The following is a 24624-nucleotide window of genomic DNA, read 5'->3' as shown; positions in this document are numbered from 1 at the left end:
TCCGGAACGAACTATTTAGCGATATGCAATTGAGCTACCTGGCCTTCAAGTGGCGAAGCGTCCTGCGTCCCTGTCGTTTCGATGTCAATTTCGATCACACTTTCTAAGGCACTTGGGAACAATCTCGCGTTTGTGCTGGGCAAACTTGATTGCTCGACTTGACGATATCCAAGCGAATCAATTCGGATCTTGATTTTCCGCGAATTCACGGCATTGGACTTGGTCGTCTCCTTCTTTGCCGGATCGAAAGATTGATCGACGGTAGCAAGTTCGGTAGAGTCAACAGAGTAATGGATTGTCCCTAACAGACGTTCGACAATGTTTGACGTGATCTGAGGCGAGAGCTGTACGACCAATTCGGCGTGGTTATCGACGTCTTTGGCTGGATTGTCGAAGCCTTCTGAGGGGCGATTGGCGGACTGTATTGATGCAACCAGTTGACGGGGAGCGCCAGCATAAGCTTGGTAGAAAACGTCTCCTTTCGCACGGTCAATCGTAAAGCCATCGTTTGCTGCAGGGGCAATCACTAGTCGCTCTCGCAAATCCCGTTGCAAGTCTTCGTCGCCATCAAGTGTGGTTGTGCTGACGTGAATTCGGGCATTGTCATAACGCAGCAAGTTACACGGATCGTTGATGATGATCGATCCATCCAGTCGAGCAGGTTTTGATCCGATGCGGTAAAGGATTTGTGTACTAGAACCGGTCATCGTGACTGGTGCGATCGTTTTCCCATTCCAGATCACCGTTCTACCTTCGGAACCGGCCGATAGCAGATTCTTGCCATCTGGCGACAGCGATACCGATGTGACCGCGCGATGTTCTTCCAGGCTTAGCAGTTCTGGGATATTCACCATGGTTTGGGCCGAATTTGAAGGATCAATTCGGCTGGTGTCCCAAATAACAACTCGCTTCCCTTGCCCGGTGACGAATCGGCGACGATCTTTGGATAAATCCATTGTTGATACGGACAAAGCATCGTCTTCATTCAGTCGGGCAAGCAGCTTCGATTGCATGTCCCAAAAGCAGACGTTCCGGTCGGAGTCGGTTGTGACGATCAACTGGTTGTCGTGACTGAATACCAGGTTTCTGACGGGGCCGGATTCCCATGGTTGTGCAGATTTTTGAATTTGGCCGTTGTCATCGAATTTCCAAAGTTGGCCTCCGGAGTCGGTTCCCACAGCAACGGACTGACCGTCTGGGGAGAACATCGCGACAAAGCATGTTGATGAATCGTCTGTGAACTTGCCGCTTTGAACTATCTGCCATTGTTGCGATTCGTCGAGCTGCCATTGGTGCCATGCACCGAGTCGATCGACCGAAATAAATCGAGTCGGGTCAAGCGGATGAAACTGACTGGCAATAATCTCGGATTCATGATGACCTGCAAGACTTTGCGCAACTCCGGAGCTTTCATCCCACTGATTATCGTTCAGTTGCCAGACCTTTAGATTGCCCTCGCTATCGCCAATCAAAAGTTGTTCCGATCGGTTGGCTGTTGGATCGTGCGAAAAACTTGTAGAAGTGATCGCGGCGATCGGGCGAAAGCTATGGACGAGTTTTGTGAATCGAGTCGGATCGGAATCCTGTCGGTCCCAAAGTCGCGCGCCTTTTCCACCGACGACCAGAAGTTGTGACTTTCGATTGTTGGATGTGGTCAAAGCAGAGGCGATTTCACCATTCTCCCCGTTTTGGATCCACTCGATTTCTTGCCCATTATTCGAAGCGTTCCACAACGCCATCCGATAGCCGGAACTCGACTCACCAATTCGGTTGCCGTTTTCAACCTGTTCGGGAAAGTACAGGCTTAGCAAAGCTGTTTGATCATCCCTACTGAATTTCACGGATTGAACAGTTGGACGTATTGTCTTTGTCGTCCGAGTTGATGGTTCGGTCGAATTCAGCTGACAATTGGATGAGAAACGACCATCGGAATCGATAGTGAAAACTTCGGCGATCGGGTAGTCCTGACCAATGACCGGTGCGTGACCAACGATAAGCCTCGTCCCGTCTTCGGACAGATCCAAGTCGGTTACTGGGCCTGCCCACGGAACTTCTCCAATGACCTGTCCGTCATCCAATTGCCATTGTCGGATACGTCCGTCTTCGCTGGCCGAAATCGCAGTGCTGTTGTCTGGAAGGATAACGAGATCAGTGATCGGTGTACCGTGAATCGAAACAGAACTGATTAGTTCGGGATCGGAGGAATTGACGGGAGTCGCGTAGACATAGCAGCGACCTGATGCGTCACCGATGATGAATTTGCGTCCATCGGGCGAAGAGGAAATCTTGGTGACGTCGGGTATCCTACGAACACGTTGTCGGTATTGGCGAAACTGCTCGTCATCAACAGTCGAACTGGTCAAATGCGTTGTTGATCGATTTGCACCTGCGATTGGCCCGACTTCGATTGACTTTACCGCTTGATCTTGCAAAAGCGGTAGGTGACTGATTTGGCCATCCGCTTGAACCGACCACAGCTTTGCTGGAATCAACCGATTGTCGCTGCCAGTTGCCACCAGAAAGTCACCATTGGCTTGTTGGCAAACAATCGAAGCGACACCGCGATAGCCGGTCCCTGAAAGGACTGCGGTTTGGCTGCCACGTTGGACGTCCCAAAGTCGGGTTGTGTTGTCGCCAGCTGACGTCAAAAGCTGGCTGTCAGAATCAAAAAATTGACCCGTCGCGGTTAGCAACGCGTGGCCTTCACCAAGCAGCTGACTTTCGGAGCGATCGTCGGCTGCTAAATCCCATACGGCGACGTTGCCGTTGCTATATGAACTTGCGACCCAGCGACCATCAGGAGAGTAGATCGAATTTGAAACCGCTGACAGGCCGATCTCGCTTGGGCGTTTTCCAAGACGGCGTTCTGCTACCGGGAATAGATCTCTTGGCAGTTCATAGGCGTTCCAATTCCAGCGTTTCACGCCATCGAATGCTCCGGAAACAACCGTTCGTCCGTTATCGGAAAAGACACAAGAGCGGACCCAACGGCCATGACCACGTAGGACTTTATCGAGCGACCAAGCTTGGCGATCGAAATTCCAAACTCGGATGGTGTTGTCGTTTCCGCCACTTAGTAGACAGTCGTGTCCATCGATTTGACCGATTGCTATTGCGTGGATGCTCGCTTCATGCTGTTCCTCATCGCTGCCGATTTGCGTAGACGCGGCTGATTGAGAACTTTGTTCGCTGGCTTGCGCAATGAGACGATTTGATAGGTCGTTGGGACGACCTGATGCCGTGTTTAATGACCAACTGAGCAGCTTGCGATCGTACCCGCCCGAGATGATCGATTGGCCATCGGGTGTGAACGTGGCACAGTAGACCGGGCCATCGTGCCCGCGGAGGTCATGGACCTTTTTGGCTTCACTGGAATTCGTATTTAGACTCCACACGCGGACCCGTCCGTCTTCGCAGCTCGTGACAACCTGTGATGCATCGGGGGAAAAGCGGGCGTCGTAGACTTCTTTTTCCAAGTGGTCACGCATGACCGAGATCGTTGTGCCATCGACCGAGTTCCAAACAATTGCCTTTCGGTCGCTAGCGCCAGAGACGAGTCGTTGTCCGTCTTTAGAGAAACTCAAGCTCAAGACAGTCGCTTGGTGCCCGGGCAAAATGATCGGTGTTGCCGCGACGTTTCCGTCTTTGATTTCCCACACAGAGATCGCATATGTGTTTTCCGAGGTTTGATCCTTTTCACCGTTGTCGATCTGGTTGTTTCTGATACCTGCGACCGCAAGCTTCGATCCATCGTCGGACAGCGCCACTGACGTGACGGATCTGCCGAAGTTGACAACAACGGGTTCGCCCAATTGTTCGTCGGTTGATTTGGTCCATAGATAAACGTTTCCAGAGTCTGCGCCGGCGGCAAAGATGTGACCATCGACTGAGCTTGTGACGGAGTCGACGTGCACATCGGTCAGCAGTTTTTGCATCGACGACGGAGCTGACGCGTCCCGCAGGATTCCCCATTCCAAATGACGCAAGCGAGACATAACGGCATTGAAGGGTTGTCCGGAAAGCGGGTCCATTTTGTCGAGAATTCGCTCTGCTTTTTCGAAATCGTTTCGCCGGATCGATTCTGCCGCGAGGCCGATCTCGGACGCATAGGCTGCCTCTTCGGCGCGTCGTTTTTCCTGACGCGCGACTACTTCGGCGCCGCGTGCTTCGTTTTTGGCAACGAGGGCGACGCGCTCGGCCAACTTCGCTTTCCGTTCGGCTTCTTTCGCGAGGTCAGCGGCAGCGATCGCCGCTTCTTCGCTTTGCATTGCATTTTGTCGCTCTTGAACCGCGACTTCTTTTTCGGTCTCAAGTTTTGCGGCGCTATCTTTCAATTCTCCGTAGGAATAAAACGTTACACCGACGACAGCAAAAACTGCGATCGCCGCCGTGGCTGCAGCGATTTTGGAAACCGCGGCCAACCGGCGTCGTTGTGCTCGACTGGATTCAAGCTTGTTTAACAAATCGCGATGACTTGGGTCGGACGCATCGAGAATCGAGATTCCCAGTTCGAAGTTTTCTTGATCAAGCGCGTTCTTCGCGTGGGCTAACGTCGCAACCTTCAAACCTTGTCGTGCGGAATGATTGCCGTCCCACAACCGCAAGGCTTCTTCATATGCGAATCGAGAACGTGCATATTCATCGCTGCTGTGGTTTTCGGCAGCGCTTTGGTAATGCTGTTTCGCACTTTCGGACAGCTTGATACTTTCGCGATGGGATTGGTATTCACGAATCGCGTCTTGGAATTCTTTGACCGTCTGGTATCGGTCTTCCAAGTTGGTCGCCATCGCCCGACGCGCTATGTCAACCAATTCACCGGTCTTTGTCGTCGGTATGATTTCGTTGGCTGCGGCGGCGAGTAACGCCGCCCTGGTGTCGCCAGTCTTAGGGTGCGGCGGGGTTCCGGTAACAATTTCGTACAGCACCGCGCCAAGCAGATAGATATCGCTGACCGCGCCGAGTTCTGACGGATTGTGCGCCGCCATTTCTGGCGCCATGTAGGCCGGGGTTCCAGCTGGGCCCGTCGCGACGGAAGCCCAGGGTTTGGTCGGATCGCGCTGGACAGCAACGGCAATACCCCAGTCCATGACCGAGACTTCGCCGAATTCCCCCACCATCACATTGTGTGGTTTGATATCGCGATGAAGGAAATTCCGGTCATGAGCGAACGCGATCGCATCGCAGACCTTCATCAGGATTTCGATGTTTTCCGCAGTCGTCTTATCCGCAATGGACTCGTTCCAAGCTTGCCCTTGGACGTGCTTCATCGAGTAAAACGGTAGACCATTGGCATCACGTCCGAGCTCATAAATCGGAACAATGTTGGGGTGTTCCAGTTGCCCGGTGACGACGACTTCGGAAATGAACTGGCTTTCGCCAACGCTTCCCGACCCAGCCAGTTCAGCCATCGGAACTTTGACGGCTACGTTTCGATCAAGTGATGTTTGTCGCGCCGACCAGACACGCCCCATGCTGCCTTCGCCGATAACTTCTTTAAGTTCATAGTCACCGTCGATATCTCGTCTATCGCCATCTTCGGCACGTGAGATCTTACGCGTCGCGATGCTAAGTGTAGGGCAATCCTTTTTGGTGCCCATCGAGGGCGAAGCCGAATTAAGCGTGTGCTCTGCCGAAAAGGCTCCGCCACCGAATGTGGATTGCCAGGTTCGTTCGACACGTTTTTGGTATTGGGGCGAAAGCTTGCGAGGCTGAATTAGCCCTTCACTTGCTTCCATGCCCATCATCGGCAAATCAGGTTCGACCGAGTCCGGGTTGAACCCTCCCAAAAGCTGGTTTGCTTCGGGCATCATCGATTCCAGCAACGCCCCTAGCTCTGATTTTGGAGCGACGATCGGTGGAGGTTTTGGAGGTGCCGGCGGTGGTTCGATCGCTGGATCGGAATCGACCGCGGGATGTCCCGTATCTGAGGTCGGGGCGTTTCCGAGTGACGCGTCTTCTTCTTGAACGACGACCTCGGTTCCGACAAAGAAACACGCGCAGCTTCCACAACGTCCGTTCTGCTGTTCGCGCTCACCGCATTCCGATCCACAGTACGTGCAAATGATTTTCATCGGGATGCTCCAACGTGCGTTGCTTGATCACGTTTGGTTGGTCGTTGATTCTGTATCGGTATTTGCCGGGAGGACGCGGTATCGCGTTTTGTAAATCGCATCATCTCTGCCGTTAATATCATGCCGCCAGCGGCCACCAATGGTGCTCGCCCAAAACGCTCCATCAAACTCGATTGATCCGACTGCGTATCGGTATGCGGACCGTCGATTCGCGTGGTTGGCGAATGGGTTTTAGACACATCAAGCTGATTTTCACTGTCTGTCACGTCACCTTCGCTGGTCTGGCGATATGACGTAGCGTTGTCAGTGTGCTGCGCTTCGATTGGTTGTCCATCTTGAATGATGAAATCCAGTACAAGTCGTTCTGTCTGTCCTTCGATCATATAAATTCGGTAACGGTCATCGGGCAGTCGCTTAAACAGCTCTGGAAGCTGACTGATTTCAAAGCCGCTGTCTGAGTCGGAATCTTCAAGGTCCGGCAGCCGGAATTCTTGATTGTCCCGAATGATTTTTATCTCGCCTTCGGATCCGAAGGTAACAATCCTGAGAACGTAGTAGCGTTGTTCCAATTGTCTTGCCGTTCCGATCGACCCGGTAAGTACCTGTGGCGCTTGTGTCGTAAACAGTCGCTGACGTTCGGCTACTTGGACGGCAACAGATGTCGGTTGAACAATCGCATCAGGAATGTCGGACGCCGGCAAGGCAACAAAGAACGGTAGGATAGGCGATGACACCACCAGCACGAGTGATTGCGGTGTGTTGATTGTCACATCAAAAACTGATGTGCCGGCGTCAAATAGGTTGATCGATCCGCCAGCGATTTCCGTTATTCGCAATTCAACGTTGATGTCTGCGGAAGGATCCGTAGGGTCGGGGGCGTTTTCGTAGTTGTGCGCGTAAACGGTTCCGCTAGACCCTGAGCTAATGGTCGACTGAACGATCTGCGTCCGTGGGTCGCCTGGGGCGGCGGAAAATTCTGGCCCTGTTGGGTTACCTTCTTGCCAATCGATTTCGATCCCAATTCCGGTGGCGTACGGATCGGCAATGACCAAATTGATTTGTGCGATCCGATTGGAATCGGTTAGTGGGTCACCTGTATCGCTGGATCCGTCAAACGGATTGTTTGCATTGACAAACTGGCCGCTAATGCTTCCCTGATCGGTGGTGAAGACAGCTCCGTCAGTGATTAGCAATCCGCCATTCGTTGTAGCGCTAGCGTTGATCGAACCTGAGTTGGTGGTGACGTCTCCGCTGTCGATGAACGATAGCGTTGATGCGATCAGCGTAATATCACCCACTCCGCCGGCAGTCACGGGACTGAGCATGTTCATCACATCAGTCGACAATACTTCGATGCTGCCGTTGGTTGTCTGAAGTCCCAGAACATTGACCGCGTTGTCAATGCGTAGGAATAGTCCACCCGTCGAATACAGCGACGACGTTAACACGGTTGCTTGGATATCGATCGCGCCGGTTCCCGCTAGATTTGCACCCGCGGTCGAACCTACCGAATTCCCCGCGTAAAGCGTCATGAAACCTGATGTCGCGATTTTAACCGTGTCGTTGTTTGAGGACTCAGTGATCCCACCAACCGCATTGATATAGATAGTCCCAGAGTCACTTGCGATCGCAAAGTCGTCGACATCAACGGCACCACTTGTGGTCGTAATGGAAATGTTGCCGGTATTTGGGTTGTAAAGACTTTCTGAACCCGATGAACCATTTCCAAGTGTGACGTTGCTCGCCGCAATCGTGAGATCAGTTGCGTTTCCCGCTCCGACGATTTGGACGCCGTTGGCAACGGACAGGCTGCCGGTTGAAGTGAATTGCAAATCACCGGATGTCGATTGGACATCAGCGGCGACCGAGATATTGCCGCCGATGTTGACCGCCAGCTGCCCAAACGTGGATCCGCTATTGGCAAAACTTACATCCGACGATGAGCCGGAGTCTGAAAGTGTCACAAGCCCCGTGATATTGCCCGGTTGGACGACGCCATCGACAACGAAATCGCCTGAGGTTGTCAACGTCAAACCGCCGGACGTAAAACCAGCAAGATCACCATTGGTAAAGTTCAATCCTCCGGCAACAGTCGTACTTCCGAAACCGATTCCGTCGCCTTCGGACTCCGTGATCGTGATTGTCGCAGTGCCGCTATTGAGTGAGCCGCTAAAGCTAACATCCTCGGCGGTGATGTTTAATGCATTGTTATTCGTCGTGATCGTCGAACCGCCATTGACGCTAAGCGTCCCAACACCGTCGTTTGCATCCGTATCGGCATTGATCGTCAAAACGCCGGAGGTGGATAGATCGCTTTCGACCTGAATGCCGTCCGCAGCAAAGAGGTTCAATGCACCGGATCCGACCAGACTTCCTTGGTCAGCTTGCAGAGAAAGCTGACTTGCTGAAGTCAAATTTATCCCAGAGGCAAACAGAATCGAGTCGGATGAGTCCACTGCGTTATTGGCATCGCCATCGAGGCGAAGGTCGCCGACATTCGTGATGACTGTGGTGTTAACATTGATACCGTCGTTCGCCTGAGCGTCTAAGGATCCGAAGGTCGAATCGGAGCCCGAAAAGTTAACTTGGCTTCCCGATTGCAAGACAACGTCTCCGCTAACGCCAGCGCTGTTCGTACTCGAGATCCCATTGACATAAAGATCACCGGTAGTGCTGAGGTTAAGCTGACCGGCTTGGATGTTTTGTAGTTCAGATCCGGAAATATTCAGTCCATTTCCGACAATGGTGTTTCCTAAGCCAATGCCACTTCCATCGGAATCGGCAATCGTCAGTTGAGCCGTTCCGGTATCGAGGGTTCCGGACAGATTGATGTCTTCAGCGGTGATCGAAAGTTGCTGATTGCCGGTGGTGATCGAAGCGCCGGTCGAAACATTCAGCGTCCCAGTTTGGTCACCGAAGTCGGTGTCGGCGTCAATGGTAAGCGTCCCACCAGTCGAATAATCAGCGGAAATGGTAATGCCGTCGGCAGCGTTTAAAGCGGAGCCTCCACTGCCTTGGATCGACGCTCCGTCGAGCGATATCGTTGATGCTGAGCTAAGCTGGACGCCGAAAGCTAGGTTCAATTGTCCAGAACCTGAATCGTCCGCGTCCGCGTCCAAATCAAGCGCACCTGAACTGGTCGTCAAATTCACGTTGACATTGATGCCCGAATCCGCCTTAGCGTCGATGGCCGACCACGTCGGTGTCGTGTTCAAAAACGAAATGGATCCGGCAGCTTCTAGATCCAAACTACCAGAGACGGTTGCAGGTTGAACCGGACCATCCAATTCGATGTTTCCGTTGCTTGAGAATAGCATCGCACCGGCGGTGAATTTATCTAATTCACTGTTGTCGATATTTAACCCACCGACAATGGTTGCGTTTCCAAGCCCGATACCACCGGCGTCAGAGTCACTGATGGTGGTTGTCGCGGTTCCTGATGAGACCGTTCCTGCAATGGAAAGGTCGTTCGCCATCAAGGTCAATGCGTTATTGTTTGTGTCAATCGATGCGGCTGCCGCAACCGATAGTGTTCCGCTCGAGTCGGCATCCGCATCAGCGTACAGGTTCAATGTGCCGGTACTGGTCAAAGCATCATTGATGGTTAGGTCTTCATCGGCCTGAAGTGTCGCGGTGCCGTTGACGCGGATTTCAGCTGACGTCGCGTCAAGGGTCAAATCACCTGCGGAAGACACTTGCACGCCTGAAAAGAATAAGACTGTATCGTTTCCGTCAGCCGAATTGTTCGCATCACCGTCAAGGGAAAGGTCACCTTCAGAGGTCATGACACCGACGAACAAACCGATTCCGTTGTCGGCTTGAACGTTCAGTGAATTGAAGGTCGATGTATCGGTCCCAAAGACAACATTGGACCCTGCGATCAGCTGAGTTAAATCCGCCGTTGCAGTGTTTTGAGTGACGTCACTAACCAGGATTTGGCCGCCTGTCGAGAATGTTAAGTTCGACGTGACGACCGAATTCAATTCTGCTTCAGAAACTGACAACACTCCAGTAGCGCCTGAGTTGCTGATGCGTATTCCGGAGTCATCCGAATCGATCAACGTTATTGATCCGGTGCCCGCGTTGATTGTCCCTTGTAGATCAATATCGTTTGCGGTAACCGATACGTTGTGGTTCGATGAGTCGAGAGTAAAACCCGAGGCAATTGAGAATGTTCCTGTTCCGTCGCCGGCGTCACTGTCCGCTTGAATCGTGACGTCTCCGGAAAGTACCGTGACATTTGCCGCCAAGCTAACGCCGTCGGCAGCCGTCATTGTGACTTCCTCGAATGTGGTATCGCTGCCTGAGAAGGCAATGGTTGACGATCCACCGGTTGCTTGAAGTTGAACATCCCCCGTGATCGAGCTTGGTTGCGTAAAACCATCGACGGAGATATTGCCTTGAGTGCTGATCAACAGTGTGCCTGCGGAAACATTCCCAACGTCGATGTTGCTCAGCGAAATACCACCGGACACGATCGCAGAACCTAGTCCGATACCGGAGCCATCGGAATCGCTTATCTGAACCGTACTCGTACCTGCTGATACCGCTCCACTGAGGGCAAGGTCATTCGCAGTGATGTTGATCTGTTGGTTGGTACTGGAGATCGATCCAGCCCCAGAAACCGTCACCGTTCCGCTTCCGTTGGCATCGTTGTCGGCATTAAGTGAAACGATTCCATTGGCCACAAGATCGGTGTTGAGTGTGATATCGGTATTGGCCAGCAAATCCAATTGGCCTACTGCGGTCGCTCCACCGGTGGATGAGTTCAATGTAATCGCATTGCTGGACGTTAGCGTGCTGCCGGCAGCAAATAGTATTGACGTCGCGGTTCCTCCAGAATTGTCAGCATCACCGTCCAAGATGATATCGCCACCGGTGGTTGTCACATCAGCCGCAACATCCACTTGGTCATCCGCTTCGACATTAAGTGCCGTAAATACCGATGCGGTGGTTGTGAATTGAACGGTACCGCCGGATTGTAGATTGGTGGTGCCTTGGACGGTGCCGGGCTGATTTACCCCATCGACAATGATGTTGTCCGACGCCTGGAACGTAAGGTCGCCCGACGTGATTCGAGTCATTTCTAACGTGTCGAGTGTCAGCCCGTTTACAGCGACTGCGTTACCCAAAGCTATCGCCGAACTGTCCGAAACACCAATTGTCGTTTCAGCAGTTCCGCTGCTCAGGGTGCCTTGCAGGTCCATGTCATTGGCGGTGATCTGCAGTTGCTGATTGGGCGTCGATACCACCACGCCGGCATTGATTGTCAGTGTGCCGTTATTGTCACCTGCATCGACGTCGGAATTGATCGTCAAGTCACCAACGGTGGACGAAAGATTCGCTTGGATTGATACACCGTCATTGGCATCGATTGACAAGGTGTTGAACGAAGATGCAGTGCCGGAGAAAGTAACAGTGGATCCGGCGCCACTGGCATTCAGCTGCGTCGTGCCACCGAGCGTCGCTGGTTGTGACATCCCATCGACTTCGATGTTGCCGGCCGTTGTTAAGACCAGTCCGCCAGCGGTGAAGTCTTGAAAGTCGGCGACGGTCAAGTTCAGGCCGCCAACAATGGTTGCATTTCCAAGTCCGATGCCCGCTCCGTCGCTGTCTTCGATTGTAATCGTCGCGGTACCCGCATCGATGCCGCCCGCGATCGACATATCACCAACGGTCAGCGAAATTGATTGATTGGTAGACGAGACCGTGACACCGGCATCAACGGTTAGCGTGCCCAAACCACCGTTGTCGGTGTCGGCATCGATCACCAATGCACCTAAGGTAGTGAGCGAGTCTTTAATCGTCATCCCATCGGCGCTGAGCAGTGTCAAAGCGCCTGCACCGGTGATGTCTCCAGTCGTTGCTTGTAGGGTGAGCTGGCCCGCACTGGTCAACTGTGTGTCGGCAGCGAAAAGAATGTCGTCATTGGTATCAGAAGACAGGTTGGCGTCGGCAATCAATTCCAACGAACCCGTCACCGTTGTCACATTTGCGTTGACTTCGATTCTGTCGTCAGCTTGGACCAGCAGCGTTTCAAAACTCGACGCATTGCCAGAGAAGGTGACGTTGTCCCCATCAAGAGTTGTCGTTCCTGCGATTGTGCCGGCTTGTGTGAATCCATCGACAACAATATCGCCAGTGGTGCTGATTGTGAAATCTGTCGCGGTAAAATCCTGTAGGTCAACGTTGCTTAGATTCATCCCGCCCGCGACCGTTGCGGTTCCAAGCCCAATTCCATCGCCTTCAGAGTTTTGAATCGTTGTCGAAGCGGTACCGCTATCAAAGCTCCCTTGGATATCCAGATCGGATGCAATGATTGTCAGGGTGCCGTTGTTCGTAACGACGGAGGCTCCACTGGCCAGAGTTAGTTGTCCATCGTCGATGTCACTGTCTGTGTCTGCATTCAGCAGTAGCGTGCCGTTTGTTATCAAATCGTCTTCGATATTGATACCGTCAGCGGCTTGCAGGGTTAAAGCGCCTGGTGATGTGATGTCACCTGATGTTGCGGCAACAGTTAAACTTCCTGCCGATGAGACGCTCGCGCCGGCGGCAAAAACTAAGTCATCTCCGCCTGCATTATTTTTATCACCGTCTAGCGACAAGTCCCCAACATCGGTCGCGAGCACGCCCGCGACGACCACGCCATTTCCTTGTGCTGTCAACGCGTTGAAGGTGGCGCCATTGGCGGTAAATGTGATCGCGCCGTCGGCGTTCAAAAGAAGAGTGCCGCTAACGGCATTGCTATTGGCTGCGGAAATGTTGTCGACCGTGATTCCACCGCTCGTTTGTAGTTCAAGATCGTTAGTCGAAATTCGCTGTAATTCAGTTTGGCTGATATCGAACCCGACGGCGGTTGAGCCGAGTCCAATTCCGGTACCGTCTGAATCTATCAGCAAGGTATCGCCAGAGCCGACATTGATGTTGCCTTGCAGGTCGAGGTCGTTGGCGGTGACCGAAAGGTCTTGGTTCGTTGTATTGACGGTGACTCCCGCGGCCACAGAAAAGGTTCCAATTCCATCTGGCGAATCAGTGTCCGCATTGATCGTTAAGCTACCGGTGGTGGTTAAATCGGCGCCGACCGAAACACCATCACTCGCACTGATACTTAGTCCATCAAATGAGGATGCTCCGTTTTGAAAAGAGATCGTTGATCCGGCACCGTTGGCAATCAATGCGACCGTTCCGGAGATTGATACCGGAGGCGTGACATTGTCGACGGTGATATCGCCTTGCGTTTGAAGTGTAAGACCGTTGGCCGTGAGCAGTTGCAATTCACTATCGCCCAAGCTAATCGCACCCGCCATCGGATTGTCGCCCAAGGAGATTCCAGATGCGACGGAATCTCGAATGAAAATCTCGCCTGTTCCGGCGGATACATTCCCTTGGAAATCGATGTCGCTAGTCGTGACGTCGATGTTGGCGTTCGTCGAGGTGATCGTCGAGAGAGCTTGTAGCACTCCGATACCATCATCATTGGTATCGGCATCGAATGTCATCGCGCCAGTGCTGGAGATGGCGTCTTGAATTTGAATTCCGTCGCCCGCATTCAACGAGAGTGTTCCGGCGCCAGTGATACCGCCGTTTGTCGCCGCGAGTGAGATTGTTGAAACGGCGTTGATCTGTGCACCAGAGGAAAGCTGAATCTGGTCGTTTCCGTCGGCTGAGTTGTTCGCGTCGGCGTCAATGGAGACTGATCCGGTATCTGCGGTTAGGTTTCCTTGAACAATGACACCGTTATCGGAGTTGACGCTGATTGAGTTGAAAACGGACGTGGACGAAAAGGTGGTTGTCGATCCGCTGTTAAGTTGGATGACACCGGTGATGTTGGCCGAATTCGCCGCGGTGACGTTGTCGACTTCGATGTTTCCGCTAGTTGATAACGTCAGATTGGTCGCTGCCAATCCTTGCAGATCGGCTCCGCTTAGGTTGATTCCTGCGGTCACCGCGTCGCCGAGCCCGATGCCATCGCCGTCCGAATCAACAATGGTCAGTGATCCCGTTCCGACGGTAAGGTTCCCCAGCAATGCAATATCATCGGCTGTGATCTGGACAGAGTTGTTTGTCGAGTCGACTGTTGCGGACGCGACAACAGTCAGTGTTCCGGTTTGGTCACCCGCATCGGTATCTGCATTGAAGCTAATCGCGCCGCTTGTCGTGAGGTCGTCATTGATGGTGATCCCATCCGCCGCATTAAGCGTTAGGGTTCCCGACCCAATCATCTTGTCGCCATCGGCATCCAAGGTCAGGTTGCCAGCGGAAGAGATTTGAATTCCTGCGGCAAAGGTAATGCGGTCAACTCCTACGCCATCGTCAGACGTATCGGCATCGCCATCGAGTGACAGGTTTCCGCTGTCTGTCGTTAGATTTCCGTTAACAACGATTCCGGCATCGGCATCGATTGAAAGTGCATTGAAAACGGCGCCAGTCGCTGCAATCGTGACTTGGCCGCCGGATTGGATTGTTGCAAGACCACTGACATTGTTGCTGTTGCTCGCGCTGACATTGTCGACTTCGACGTTACCCGATGTCGTGATCAGAAGGTCGGTCGATGAGATTCGTTGCAGCTCGCCAGTGGACAGGTTGACTCCTCCGACAATCGTGGTGTCACCGATTCCGAAACCCGCGGTTCCTCCACCAGAATCCGTCAGCGTTACCTGACTTGTGGAAACAATGTTTCCAGACAGGACGATGTCTTCAGCGGTGATTTGAACGCTATCAGCCGAGGTCAAGCTGACTCCACTGGCGACGGTTACCGATCCGATTTCATCCCCATCACTGTCGCTTGTCAATGTGATTCCACCCACCAACGTATCGACGTTCGTATTGACGGTGATGCCATCGGTTGCCGTCGCATTCAACGCTTGAAACGAGGATGCGGTGGTTTCGAAGATGATCTGTGACGTGGTTCCACTACCGATCAGGTTCACTGCATTTGCAATTTGTGTCAGCGATGAAACGGCGGCAACGCGAATTTCGGCGGGAGCTTGAATCGTCAAGTCATCGGCGACTAGTCCTGCCAATTCTGCGTCGGTTAGCTGAATGCCACTGGCGACGCTAGCGCTTCCGAGAGCGATCGAGGCAGTTCCTGTCGCTTGAATCGAGATCGCACCCGTTCCGACATCGATCCCGCCGGTAAGGCTTATGTCATCTGCGGAAACTAAAACGTCGTCGTTACTACTGGTAATTCCACCGGCTATCGTTAGCGTTCCGATTCCGTCATTAGCGTCAGCATCCGCGTTGATCGTGAGTGTGCCGTTCGCAGCCAAAGCATCGTTGAGACTGATTCCGTCATTGGCGGTCAGTGACAGTGCACCTGCTGATGTCAAGTTCCCGTTACTCGCATCGAGTGTGAGTGTCGTTGCGGCATTCAAAGCAACTCCGGAAGCAAACTGAATCTGGTCATTGGTATCGACCAACCCGTTGGAGTCGCCATCCAAAGTGATTCCGCCAACGGTAGTTGAAAGGTTTTGTTCAACGACAATTAGATCGTCGGATGCCGCATCAAGCGACTGGAATGTCGACGCAGCTGATTCGAAACGAATCGTTCCGGCTGCGTCCAAATGGGTCGTTCCTGAAAGTCCGGCCGGGGCCGTGACTCCACCCACCGAAATCCCGCCAGCGCTCGTAAGAAAAAGCTCCGAAGCGGTAATGGCGTCCAAATCGGTTTGGTTTAAATTCAATCCGTTGGCCACCGTCTGGGTGCCCATGCCAATCCCGTTGCCATCGGAATCCGTGATTGTCGTGCTTGCGGTACCACTTGAAATCGCTCCACTGATTGCGATGTCGTTGGCGGTAACCTGAATCGCATGGTTGGTACTGGTCAGTGTTGCTCCTGCACCGATGCTGAGCGTACCGTTGTTGTCATTTCCATCGGCGTCAGCGTTGATGGACAACACGCCTGCGGTCGTCGTAACGTTCGCAGCGATGGTGATGCCGTCATCCGCTTGCAGAGACAATGCAAGGAACGAGGATGCGCTATTTTGGAACTGGATCGATGGGCTAGTTCCACTAGCGATCAGTGTGACTGAACCAGAAACGTTGACTGGCTGTGTGACACCGTCAACGACAAGCTGGCCGCTTGCTTGCGCAGTCAGGCCATTGGAGGTAACCGCATCGAGTTCGCTTTGCGTGACATTCATTCCAGTAACACTTGTCGCACCCAGGCCAAGGTTGCTCGTTGACTGTAATGTCGTGCTAGCAGTCCCGGAATCGACAGAACCGTCGAGGACAAGATCGGCTGCAGTAAGCCCAATGGTTTGGTTGGTCGATGACAAAGTTACGCCGGTGCCGATCGTCAACGTACCGGTTCCATCCGCGTCGTCATCGGAATTGAAGGTCAACGTTCCCGCAGAGGTAAGCGAATCCGAAAGCGAAATACCATTGTCAGCTGACACGGTCAGGCTACCCGCGGCGGTAACGAGGCCTGTGGTCGCATCAAGTTGTATCGCTCCCGCAGAATCCAGCTGCACGCCGGCAGCGAACTGCAAACCTCCCGAGGTCGCGTTGTCGAAATCAGCGTCTAAAGTCAAGTCGCCGACTGCCGTCGCTAGGTTTGCGTTGACGGTGATTCCATCGTTGGATCTGATTCGCAATGCGTTGAATGTGGCGACGGCGTTGATCGTGGCAGCCGCCGTCGTCGTGATGTCAACCAGTCCCGCAATTTGATCGCTTTCACTTGCGTCAATCGCGGCGATGGTCACGTTTGCATCCGTAGCAAGATTCAGTCCCGTCGCTGTCAGATTGTCGAGTTCGCTAGCGAAGATCACCAACCCCGTTGAACCTGAACTTCCGCCGATTTGGATCCCGTCAGAAACCGATTCGGTTATCGAAATGCTTGCCGTTCCGGAATTCAATGTACCGGTGAAGTCAACGTCGGCGGCAACGATGCTGATCGCCTGATTGGTCGAATCGACAGCAACGGAGGATGCGATTGTAAAAGTTCCGCTGCCGTCATCGTCGCTATCACTGTCAACAGTGATGGTCCCGGATGTTGTTACGTCTCCGTTGATGGTGATCCCGTCGGTGGACGACAAGCTGAAGATCGCAAAGCTAGAGCTGTTGCTGCCGCTAGAGATCGTGGACGATCCGCCGTCGGCGATCAATTGCACTTCGTCAACATTCGCATTTGCTGCGACCGCATCGAATATCAAATTGCCTGACGTTTGCAGCGTCAGTTGCTGAGCAGTGATTTCTTGGTATTCAGCATCGGTCAGTTCGAAATCGGTCGCGACAGTAGTTGAACCAAACGCGATCCCGCTTCCGTCGGAGTCGATCAAAGTGACACTTCCGGCTCCGGTATCGATTCGACCGACTAGAAGTGAAGTTGCCAGTGTGATGTCGTCTGCGGTGACCGAAAGGTTCTGACCTCCGGTGTCCACTTTTCCTGTCAGCCCTGAGACTTCGAAGGTGCCAACGCCGTCTCCTACATCGGTATCAGCATCGATCGATATGCCGCCTGTGGCGGTAGTTAAGCCCGCGGTCACAGTGACGCCGTCGGACGCAAGAACTTGCAAGGCGTTAAAAGTCGAATCCGTGCCGCTGAATGTGACGGTTGAGCTGGCGCCGTTGGCAACCAAAATGAAATCGCCCGCGATCGCGTTGCTGGATGCAGCAGTGACACCGTCGACGATGATCGTTTGGTCTGTCGTGACAGTTAGGTCATTCGCTGTGATGTCTGAAAGCTCACCTACATTCAGATTGAATCGAGTCAAGCTTGTGGTGCCGAGTTCAACGCCGGAGCTGTTCGTCGACGTGAAACTTACATTGCCGGTCGAGGCATCAATTGTTGCTTGATTGACCAAGTCCACGTCAGCCGCAGTGACCGCCAAATCGAAACCATTGGTGACAATGTCTTTGTTGTTGTTAGCCGTTAGTGTTCCGGTTTCGTCCGCGTCCGCATCTGCGTTGATTGTCAGGTTCTGATTGGTCGTTAAAGTCGCATCAATAATCACACCGTCGTTGGCAATGACCGAGATCTGTCCCGCGTCTGCAGCGGCAAAGGTCGCAGCACTGCCGAAATTGACTGTATCGACTGTGATAGTTTGTTGATTGGTGAAAGAACTGTCATCGCCACCGGTGGTCGCTTGTCCCAGTGTGACCGTTCCGGCGGTCGCGAAAGCAGCAAGTGACGAAATATCGATATCGGAGCCGATGTCGAGTGTTCCACCTTGTGGTTTCGACAAATAGACATTCGTCGTTCCAGACCCGACCGTTGCTCCGCCTGTGAAAGAAAAGTTCGGTGCGATCAGGTGGATTTCACCTGTCGTTGACGTGACGCTGATGGCACCAGTGATGGTCAGGGTTCCCGAGCCATCGGGTGAATCATGGACAGAGTCAGCTTCGAGAAATAGGTCACCGCCAACATCGATACTTGAGTTGATCGTTAGGTCGTTGCCGGCTTGCAAGGCTAATGATGCGGTCGCGAGGCTGATCGCTTCATCGACGACAATGTCATTGGTCGCCTGAATGACGATCAGTCCGACGACATCCGTGATGGAAGATGCCTGAATGTTGAACGTGCTGCCGGGGCTATCCGCAAATAGGACTTCGGAATCCGCTATCTCGCCACCGTCGGCACCACCGTTGACGATGTTGACATCCAGAGGATCAAGCAATAGCGAACCCTGCTCACCGTTTTCGGCTTGCAGGTTGACCCGTCCGGCAAAGTCAAGCGACTGTTTGCCCGATACTTCGACGAAGCCTCCATCGCCACTTTGTTGGCCTCCGCGAGCGCTGATATGACCGTAATAGCGAGTCCATTGATCCGCCCAGACGATGACCGTTCCACCATTCCCGTGTTCGATGGCATCTGCAAAAATCGCCGCGTTGAATGAGACGAACGTGCGGTCTGCATTATGGATCGTGTCGTTGCCGCCTTGGTAGTCGCCTCCAACTAGGATTGTCCCGCCCCCGGCGAATCCCGATGCGCTAAGGATCGCAGTGTCCAATATTCCAACGCGTTCGCCTAAGACTTCAATGCGTCCGCCAACCATGCTATCGGCAAAGTGGTCTACGTTGATCGATCCATACACAAGCGTGGTACCCGACGCTCCGCTGTCGAGTTTGACGTTGCCACCTTCGGAAATGATGGTTCCTTGGAAGATGATTTCTTGTGCCGAAACGTTAACTGAACCAAGCGAATTGAAGACGCCCGAATTTTGCGAGAAGTTGATCGACTGTGAAGCTTGCAGATCAATCGAAGCTGCTTGGGAAACGAGTTCGCCGTTCCAGTTGATCACGCCGGTGGAAATACTGACGTCGTTCCCATCGAAGTGTTGGACGCCTTCGAAGACAAAGTGATCACGAGTGTCACCAAGAATGTGGAAGCCGGATCCCGACCACATTCCTTCACCAACAATGGTCACATTGTTGCGACCGGCGTCCTGAGCATCCGAGGTCGTATCGATCGTGAAGTCGGACGAAGACGATTTGAACTCGATGGAGATGGACGGATTTTGATCGAAAGACTCGCTAAGTGTTTCGCCAATTCGCAGTTCGTGTTGGCTTCCCAATTCGCCAAGCGTGGTCAACCGAACGTCAAGCTCCGAACGATCGAGATTGACCAACATCGATTCGGTATTCAGGTCTTGCTGAATCTGTTCGACATTGTGAAGCTGAATTGAGGAAGCTAGGTCGCGCGAGATTCCCTGTGGATCGGTCGACGCCGAAGAATTCAGTTGGATGGTGGCGTTCTCATTGCCCGTAATCGCATAAACCAAGGAGTCCAGCTTATCGGTGGAGACCAGTCGCAGGAGGTCGTCTCCCGATCCGGTGTCGATGGACAGGTCTAGGCCGGCAGGTTGTTGGCCCAGGTAATTAACCTGAACATGATCGTTATCACTGGACCCTTGAAGCCGAATGTTTGAAATCTGGTCCAAGGCAGTGGAGCCGATTTGTCGGCCGTTGACATGAACGTCGACTTGATCGTCGAGGACGTTGATTTCGAAAAAGTCTTGTTGACCGTCATTTGCCTGTTCACCTGCATCGACAAACAGCTCGCCAACGAATCCGTCAGCATTGAGAACTCGCCGTGTCTCCAGTTGTGTCACGTTCAGCAGGCAAGCCAACCGGTCACGTTTCCGCCCGGTCGATCGCTTTGACAGCGATGCGGACGAACGGCTCCCCAGACGGCGCAACCAGCGAAGAACAGCTCGGGTCGGCATTTTTGGGGCTCGGGAAAAAGGTGGATCCGTGGCGTAATTACGGCGTTTGCGTCGGGGCAGAGGCTATGGCTTGGATCGAATCGACCGGCGAAGGTTCCATCGGATTGTGCCACAACGTCCTTGTAATTTGTCGCTTTTCGACAGGTCTATTTTAGAAAGCGTTTTCAAAAGGGAAGCGATCTCCCTGTTCTGCACGACGCGCAATGCTGAGTGATCGATTCTCGCTATGTCCACGTCGATGCGCAGCTCCGTATCGTTTTCGGTATAAACCGCGAACTTTTCCCAACCTTTGAGGTTTGACATTTCAACCTTCCGCAATGCGAGACGCTTTGGCTGGCTTGATCGGATCGTACCGGTCATTCGTGTGGGAGTCGTCAGCATCGAAAAACGAAATGTACGAGGTTTTTTTACCGAATCGATTTGATACGCGAATGGACATTGCAAATCGATACATGGATGTGATCATGCAAAGCCTGGCCAAGTTGCTTTACCGACAGACCTGTGGGTGCCCCCCACGAGCGGCACACAGAAGACTCCGCGATTCAGTTAAGACGAAGACGCCACTGAAGCGCGCCGCGTTCGGTTCAATTGTAAAGCTGACCCTATCGGCTGCGTCGCTTGGATTCGGAACTCCAGTGGTGAGCGCCGAGGATCGGACAACAATCGCGCAATTGATCCAGTCAGATTTCGACGGTCAGGAAAATGTGCGATCTGCGTCGGATCTAAACCTGCGTCCTTCACAAACTCTGGAGCCGCTTCCTGAGCCGAATAGCGATGTTCGATTGGTTCGCCCCAATGCAAAGGTGAACGCGGTTGTTGGTGCTGAAAAGGCGAATCCAAACGTATCCAATCAGTGGTTGGACATCCGACCGCGAAACATCGAATCGGAGCAGCAAGAACTGATCGCGACCGAAGAGTTGCCGCAAGATGACAGCGAGCTTCCCGTGGTCAATTCAATCCAGCATATCTATACCGCTGCGCGTAGCGATTTTGTCCTACGTGACTTTATGTGGTCTGGCACTTTCTGCCATCGGCCGCTGTACTTCGAAGACCCGTATCTGGAACGCTATGGGATGGCGACCGGCTGTTTGCATCGAGTTCCGGCTGTCCAGAGTGCGGCAAACATCAGTTGGAAAACCACGTTGCTGCCCGTCAGCCTTGCGTTTGATCCACCGTGGCAAAAGCATGCCAGTGGATTCCGCCAGCCATATTGGATGCGTGCTGTTAACGCAGTACGCTGAACGTCTTTTGTGCCGCCCGCATCAGTTGCGTTGAAATCGTTTGCGGCGACACGTGGATTTTCGCGTGACCACGTGATCCCAGTACCAGTGGCGTCACTTCGTTGGGCAACTCGACGGCTACCCGATAAGTCGGCTGCAGCGGGATTGCTGGTCCCGAAGCCATCGGGCGAGTCGCAATCCAGTTGTCAACGCTCAGTTCTTCTGGGACTTGGTCCGCGTTGATTTCTGAAACCTCAGTCACTGTCCCGTCGATCACCTGGTTGCGGGAACATTCAAATACAAGGCTGGCAGATTGACCAACATGGACCAGTGAGACGTCTGATTGATCGACATAGACGGTCGCTTGGAATGTGTCGGTTTCGCCAACGAGACAGTAAAGCGTTTGTCGTGGTAGATAGGCCCCAACATTGCCATCGTCAAACGGTCGTCCTTGCCACGAGACGAGTTCCAGTTCGCCACTCGGTTGGTTCACGATTCGGTTGGGGGCGATCACGACGCCGTCGGTCGGTGATCGCAACTGCAGTGCGTCGCGGTCACGCTGCATCTGGTCATATTGGTCGTTCAGATCAGCAAGGATCTGTGTTGCCATCGGTATCTGTGCGGCCGCCGCAGGTGACTCGTTACGAATCGCGTTGAGATTCTGAAGTTGTAAACGCTGCGATTCGATTTGCGATCGCATCGATTCGATTTCGCGTTCCAGTGCCATGTTCTCCAGGAGCGCTAGGGGCTCTCCCGCCTTTACGATCTTCCCTTCGGAGGTCGCTTGTCGAAGAATTCCGGGGACCGAAACGAATACTTGACGCGCATCCTCGGGTTCGACAATTGCGATCCCTCGAATGCGATAGGGGACCGGGATAACAAACGCAGAACCCAGAATGCTTGCCGCAAGGATCGCGACGGTTGCAATTCGTTTCGGGCGAAGACGTCGACGGTACATCGGATTTCTCGCAAGGTTCCAGATTGATGTAATCGGCTGAATCGTGTCGCCGATGCCGACAATTAGCAACAGTGCATAGGCGGCGATCCAGTAACCATTGGGGATCAATGCTCTGCCAATCAATAGGATGATCGATACCAAAACGGTTGCACGGTAGCCAATCGAAGCGATTCCATAGGCCACCAATGCAAGTTGCCTTGGCTTCGAACCGAATGCCGATTGTTGGCGATTGAGCTGTGACTGGCCAGTTAAACACCACGACCATAGGCTGCCGAGCATGCGACGAGACTGTTGCCATAAGTTCGGTTGATCCGTCAAGTCAGACAGGATGAAGTATCCGTCGTAACGCAGCAGTGGGTTGCCATTGATCAACAGCGTTCCGATCGAACAGACGACGACGACATTGAACAGCACCAAACGCATTAAGCCCGGTTCGGCAATCATCCAAAACAGTGCACAGATCGACGCGAGTGCAATCTCGCTAATCATTCCGGCAGACGAAATCGCGATCCGTTGCCAACGATTCTTCAGGCGCCAGCTGTCAGTCACATCACAATAAAGGCAAGGCGTGAAGACAAGAAACAAAACGCCCATCTCATGACACTTGCCACCAAAGTGTTGGCAGGTGAGGGCGTGTGCAAGTTCGTGCAGGAACTTGGTCGCCGCCAGAACGATACCGAGGATGACTAAGTTTCGTGGCGACAGAAAGGCATCCAGCTGCGGAATCATCGCCAACGCAACATCGAAGCGGCTGAATACCGCGGCTATCGCCATGATCGCCAGAAATCCGATCAGCCAAAGGGTTGTCCAGTTAAAGATCCAAGCGACCCTGGGGTAAAGCCGATCAAGTAGCCACGATAGATTCACTCCCGGCAAACGTATCGCCAGCGGGTTCGCCAGTGCCGAAATCCAGCGCCGGCGTTTTTCAGCTTGATTGCGGTCCCAGAGTCGATCGCCTTGATCCGAAGACTTTGCGATCATCAGTCCATGGCTGTGCAGTCGGGCGGCGAAGGATTGGATCAGGTCCGCGGGTAGTCGCTGGTTGACATAACGTTCTTCAAAAGCCTCTTCAATCGCATCGAGCGAATGGTTGCCGTCGAGCATCGAAAAGATGAAATGCTCGGTTTGGCTCAGTTCAAAATAGCGAAGCGAGATCGGATCTTTGATCACCCAAACTTGGCGACCGGCACGTGACTGCGGGACAACCTCTAGATCCGTCCGACGCATCAAGTGGAAGCGTTTCTTGGCGTAAAGTCCTGGGGAGACATCGGCGCGAGGACTTTTTCGATCGTCGGTTTGATTCCGCATCATCGATCTCAGTTGACCAGTATCGCCATTGATGCCCGTTGCCCAGGACGTAAATCACCCTCCGGATTTTCGATTTCGGCGGTGATGCGAACCTCTTCGGTGACTGGATCATTTTCAGGGCTGACGAAGATTATCTTGCCGTAGAACGTTTTGCCGCTCGGCAAGTCTTCGAGGACACGCAATTTCACTCGGTTGCCGCGTAGATCGCTGGAAGCGACCGATGCATCGATAAAGCCATCCACTCGCAATCGCCGCGTGCTGATGACACGAAAGATCGTTTCGCCCGGAGTGACCCATTCACCGTTCTGGTGTTTTGCTTCAACGACGACGCCTTCCTGAGGTGAGACAATCTCGCGGATTTTGACGTTCCGTTCCGCCAAGGCATGTTTGCTTTCGGCCAACTTCAATCGCACGGCGGCTTTTTCCAGCTCGCTTTCGGCTTGTTGAACTTCGTACTCGCATTTTTCCATGTCGGTACGAGCCAGGTCGAGTTCCGAATCAGAAACACTTCCGTTGCGAGCCGCCTTGGCTCGTTCAAGTCGCTGGTATTGTCGCGTTGTTTGGCCGAGCGATTTCTTCGCTGTCTGAATCTCGGTGGTGTCTTGCGATTCAAGCTTCGCAATTTCCATTTCCAGCTGAGCTTTGGAACGTTCGAGCCTCACTTCGGTATCGTCGATTTGCGCGAGTACCTGTCCCGCAGTGACTTGAGTGCCTTCTTCGACGTTGACCTTTACCAGCGAACCGATCGCCCGGGCGGGCACGTCTACCTGATCGACCAGCCTGATTAGCACGGACCGGACCGGTATCTCGGATGCCACCACATCAGCGCGGCTTGGCAATAGCAAGCCGGCGACGGTGATCAATAGAAGTTTATGTATTGGAAGAATCAATTTCGTAGCCAT

General features: G+C 53.2%; 5 protein-coding genes. 1 reads left to right on the top strand and 4 read right to left on the bottom strand.

Translation table 11 applies throughout. The annotated features are described in order from the left end of the window. Nucleotides 1–11 precede the first annotated feature (11 nt). Nucleotides 12–6071: a protein kinase domain-containing protein gene (locus LOC67_RS23085; protein ID WP_230265201.1), complete on the bottom strand. Its 6060-nt coding sequence runs from the start codon at nt 6069–6071 to the stop codon at nt 12–14. Beyond that, complete coding sequence (locus LOC67_RS23080; protein WP_230265200.1) at nt 6068–20236, bottom strand: beta strand repeat-containing protein; 14169 nt, start codon at nt 20234–20236, stop codon at nt 6068–6070. The genes LOC67_RS23085 and LOC67_RS23080 overlap by 4 nt, the downstream gene beginning before the upstream one ends. Before the next feature lie 392 nt (nt 20237–20628). Here LOC67_RS23080 and LOC67_RS23075 point away from each other — a divergent pair, with 392 nt between their 5' ends. After that, a complete protein-coding gene (locus LOC67_RS23075; RefSeq protein ID WP_230265199.1) occupies nt 20629–21477 on the top strand; it encodes a hypothetical protein in 849 nt (282 codons plus the stop codon). Here LOC67_RS23075 and LOC67_RS23070 read toward each other — a convergent pair. Then, nucleotides 21461–23725, bottom strand: a complete 2265-nt coding sequence (locus LOC67_RS23070; protein WP_230265198.1) for a site-2 protease family protein — start codon at nt 23723–23725, stop codon at nt 21461–21463. The genes LOC67_RS23075 and LOC67_RS23070 overlap by 17 nt on opposite strands. A 5-nt stretch (nt 23726–23730) precedes the next feature. Continuing rightward, complete coding sequence (locus tag LOC67_RS23065; protein WP_230265197.1) at nt 23731–24624, bottom strand: efflux RND transporter periplasmic adaptor subunit; 894 nt, start codon at nt 24622–24624, stop codon at nt 23731–23733.

Origin of the sequence: Stieleria sp. JC731 (assembly GCF_020966635.1) — a bacterium.
Taxonomy (GTDB): domain Bacteria; phylum Planctomycetota; class Planctomycetia; order Pirellulales; family Pirellulaceae; genus Stieleria.
Note: the sequence above shows the minus strand (reverse complement) of the source record. Positions and strands in the feature narration are given on the sequence as shown.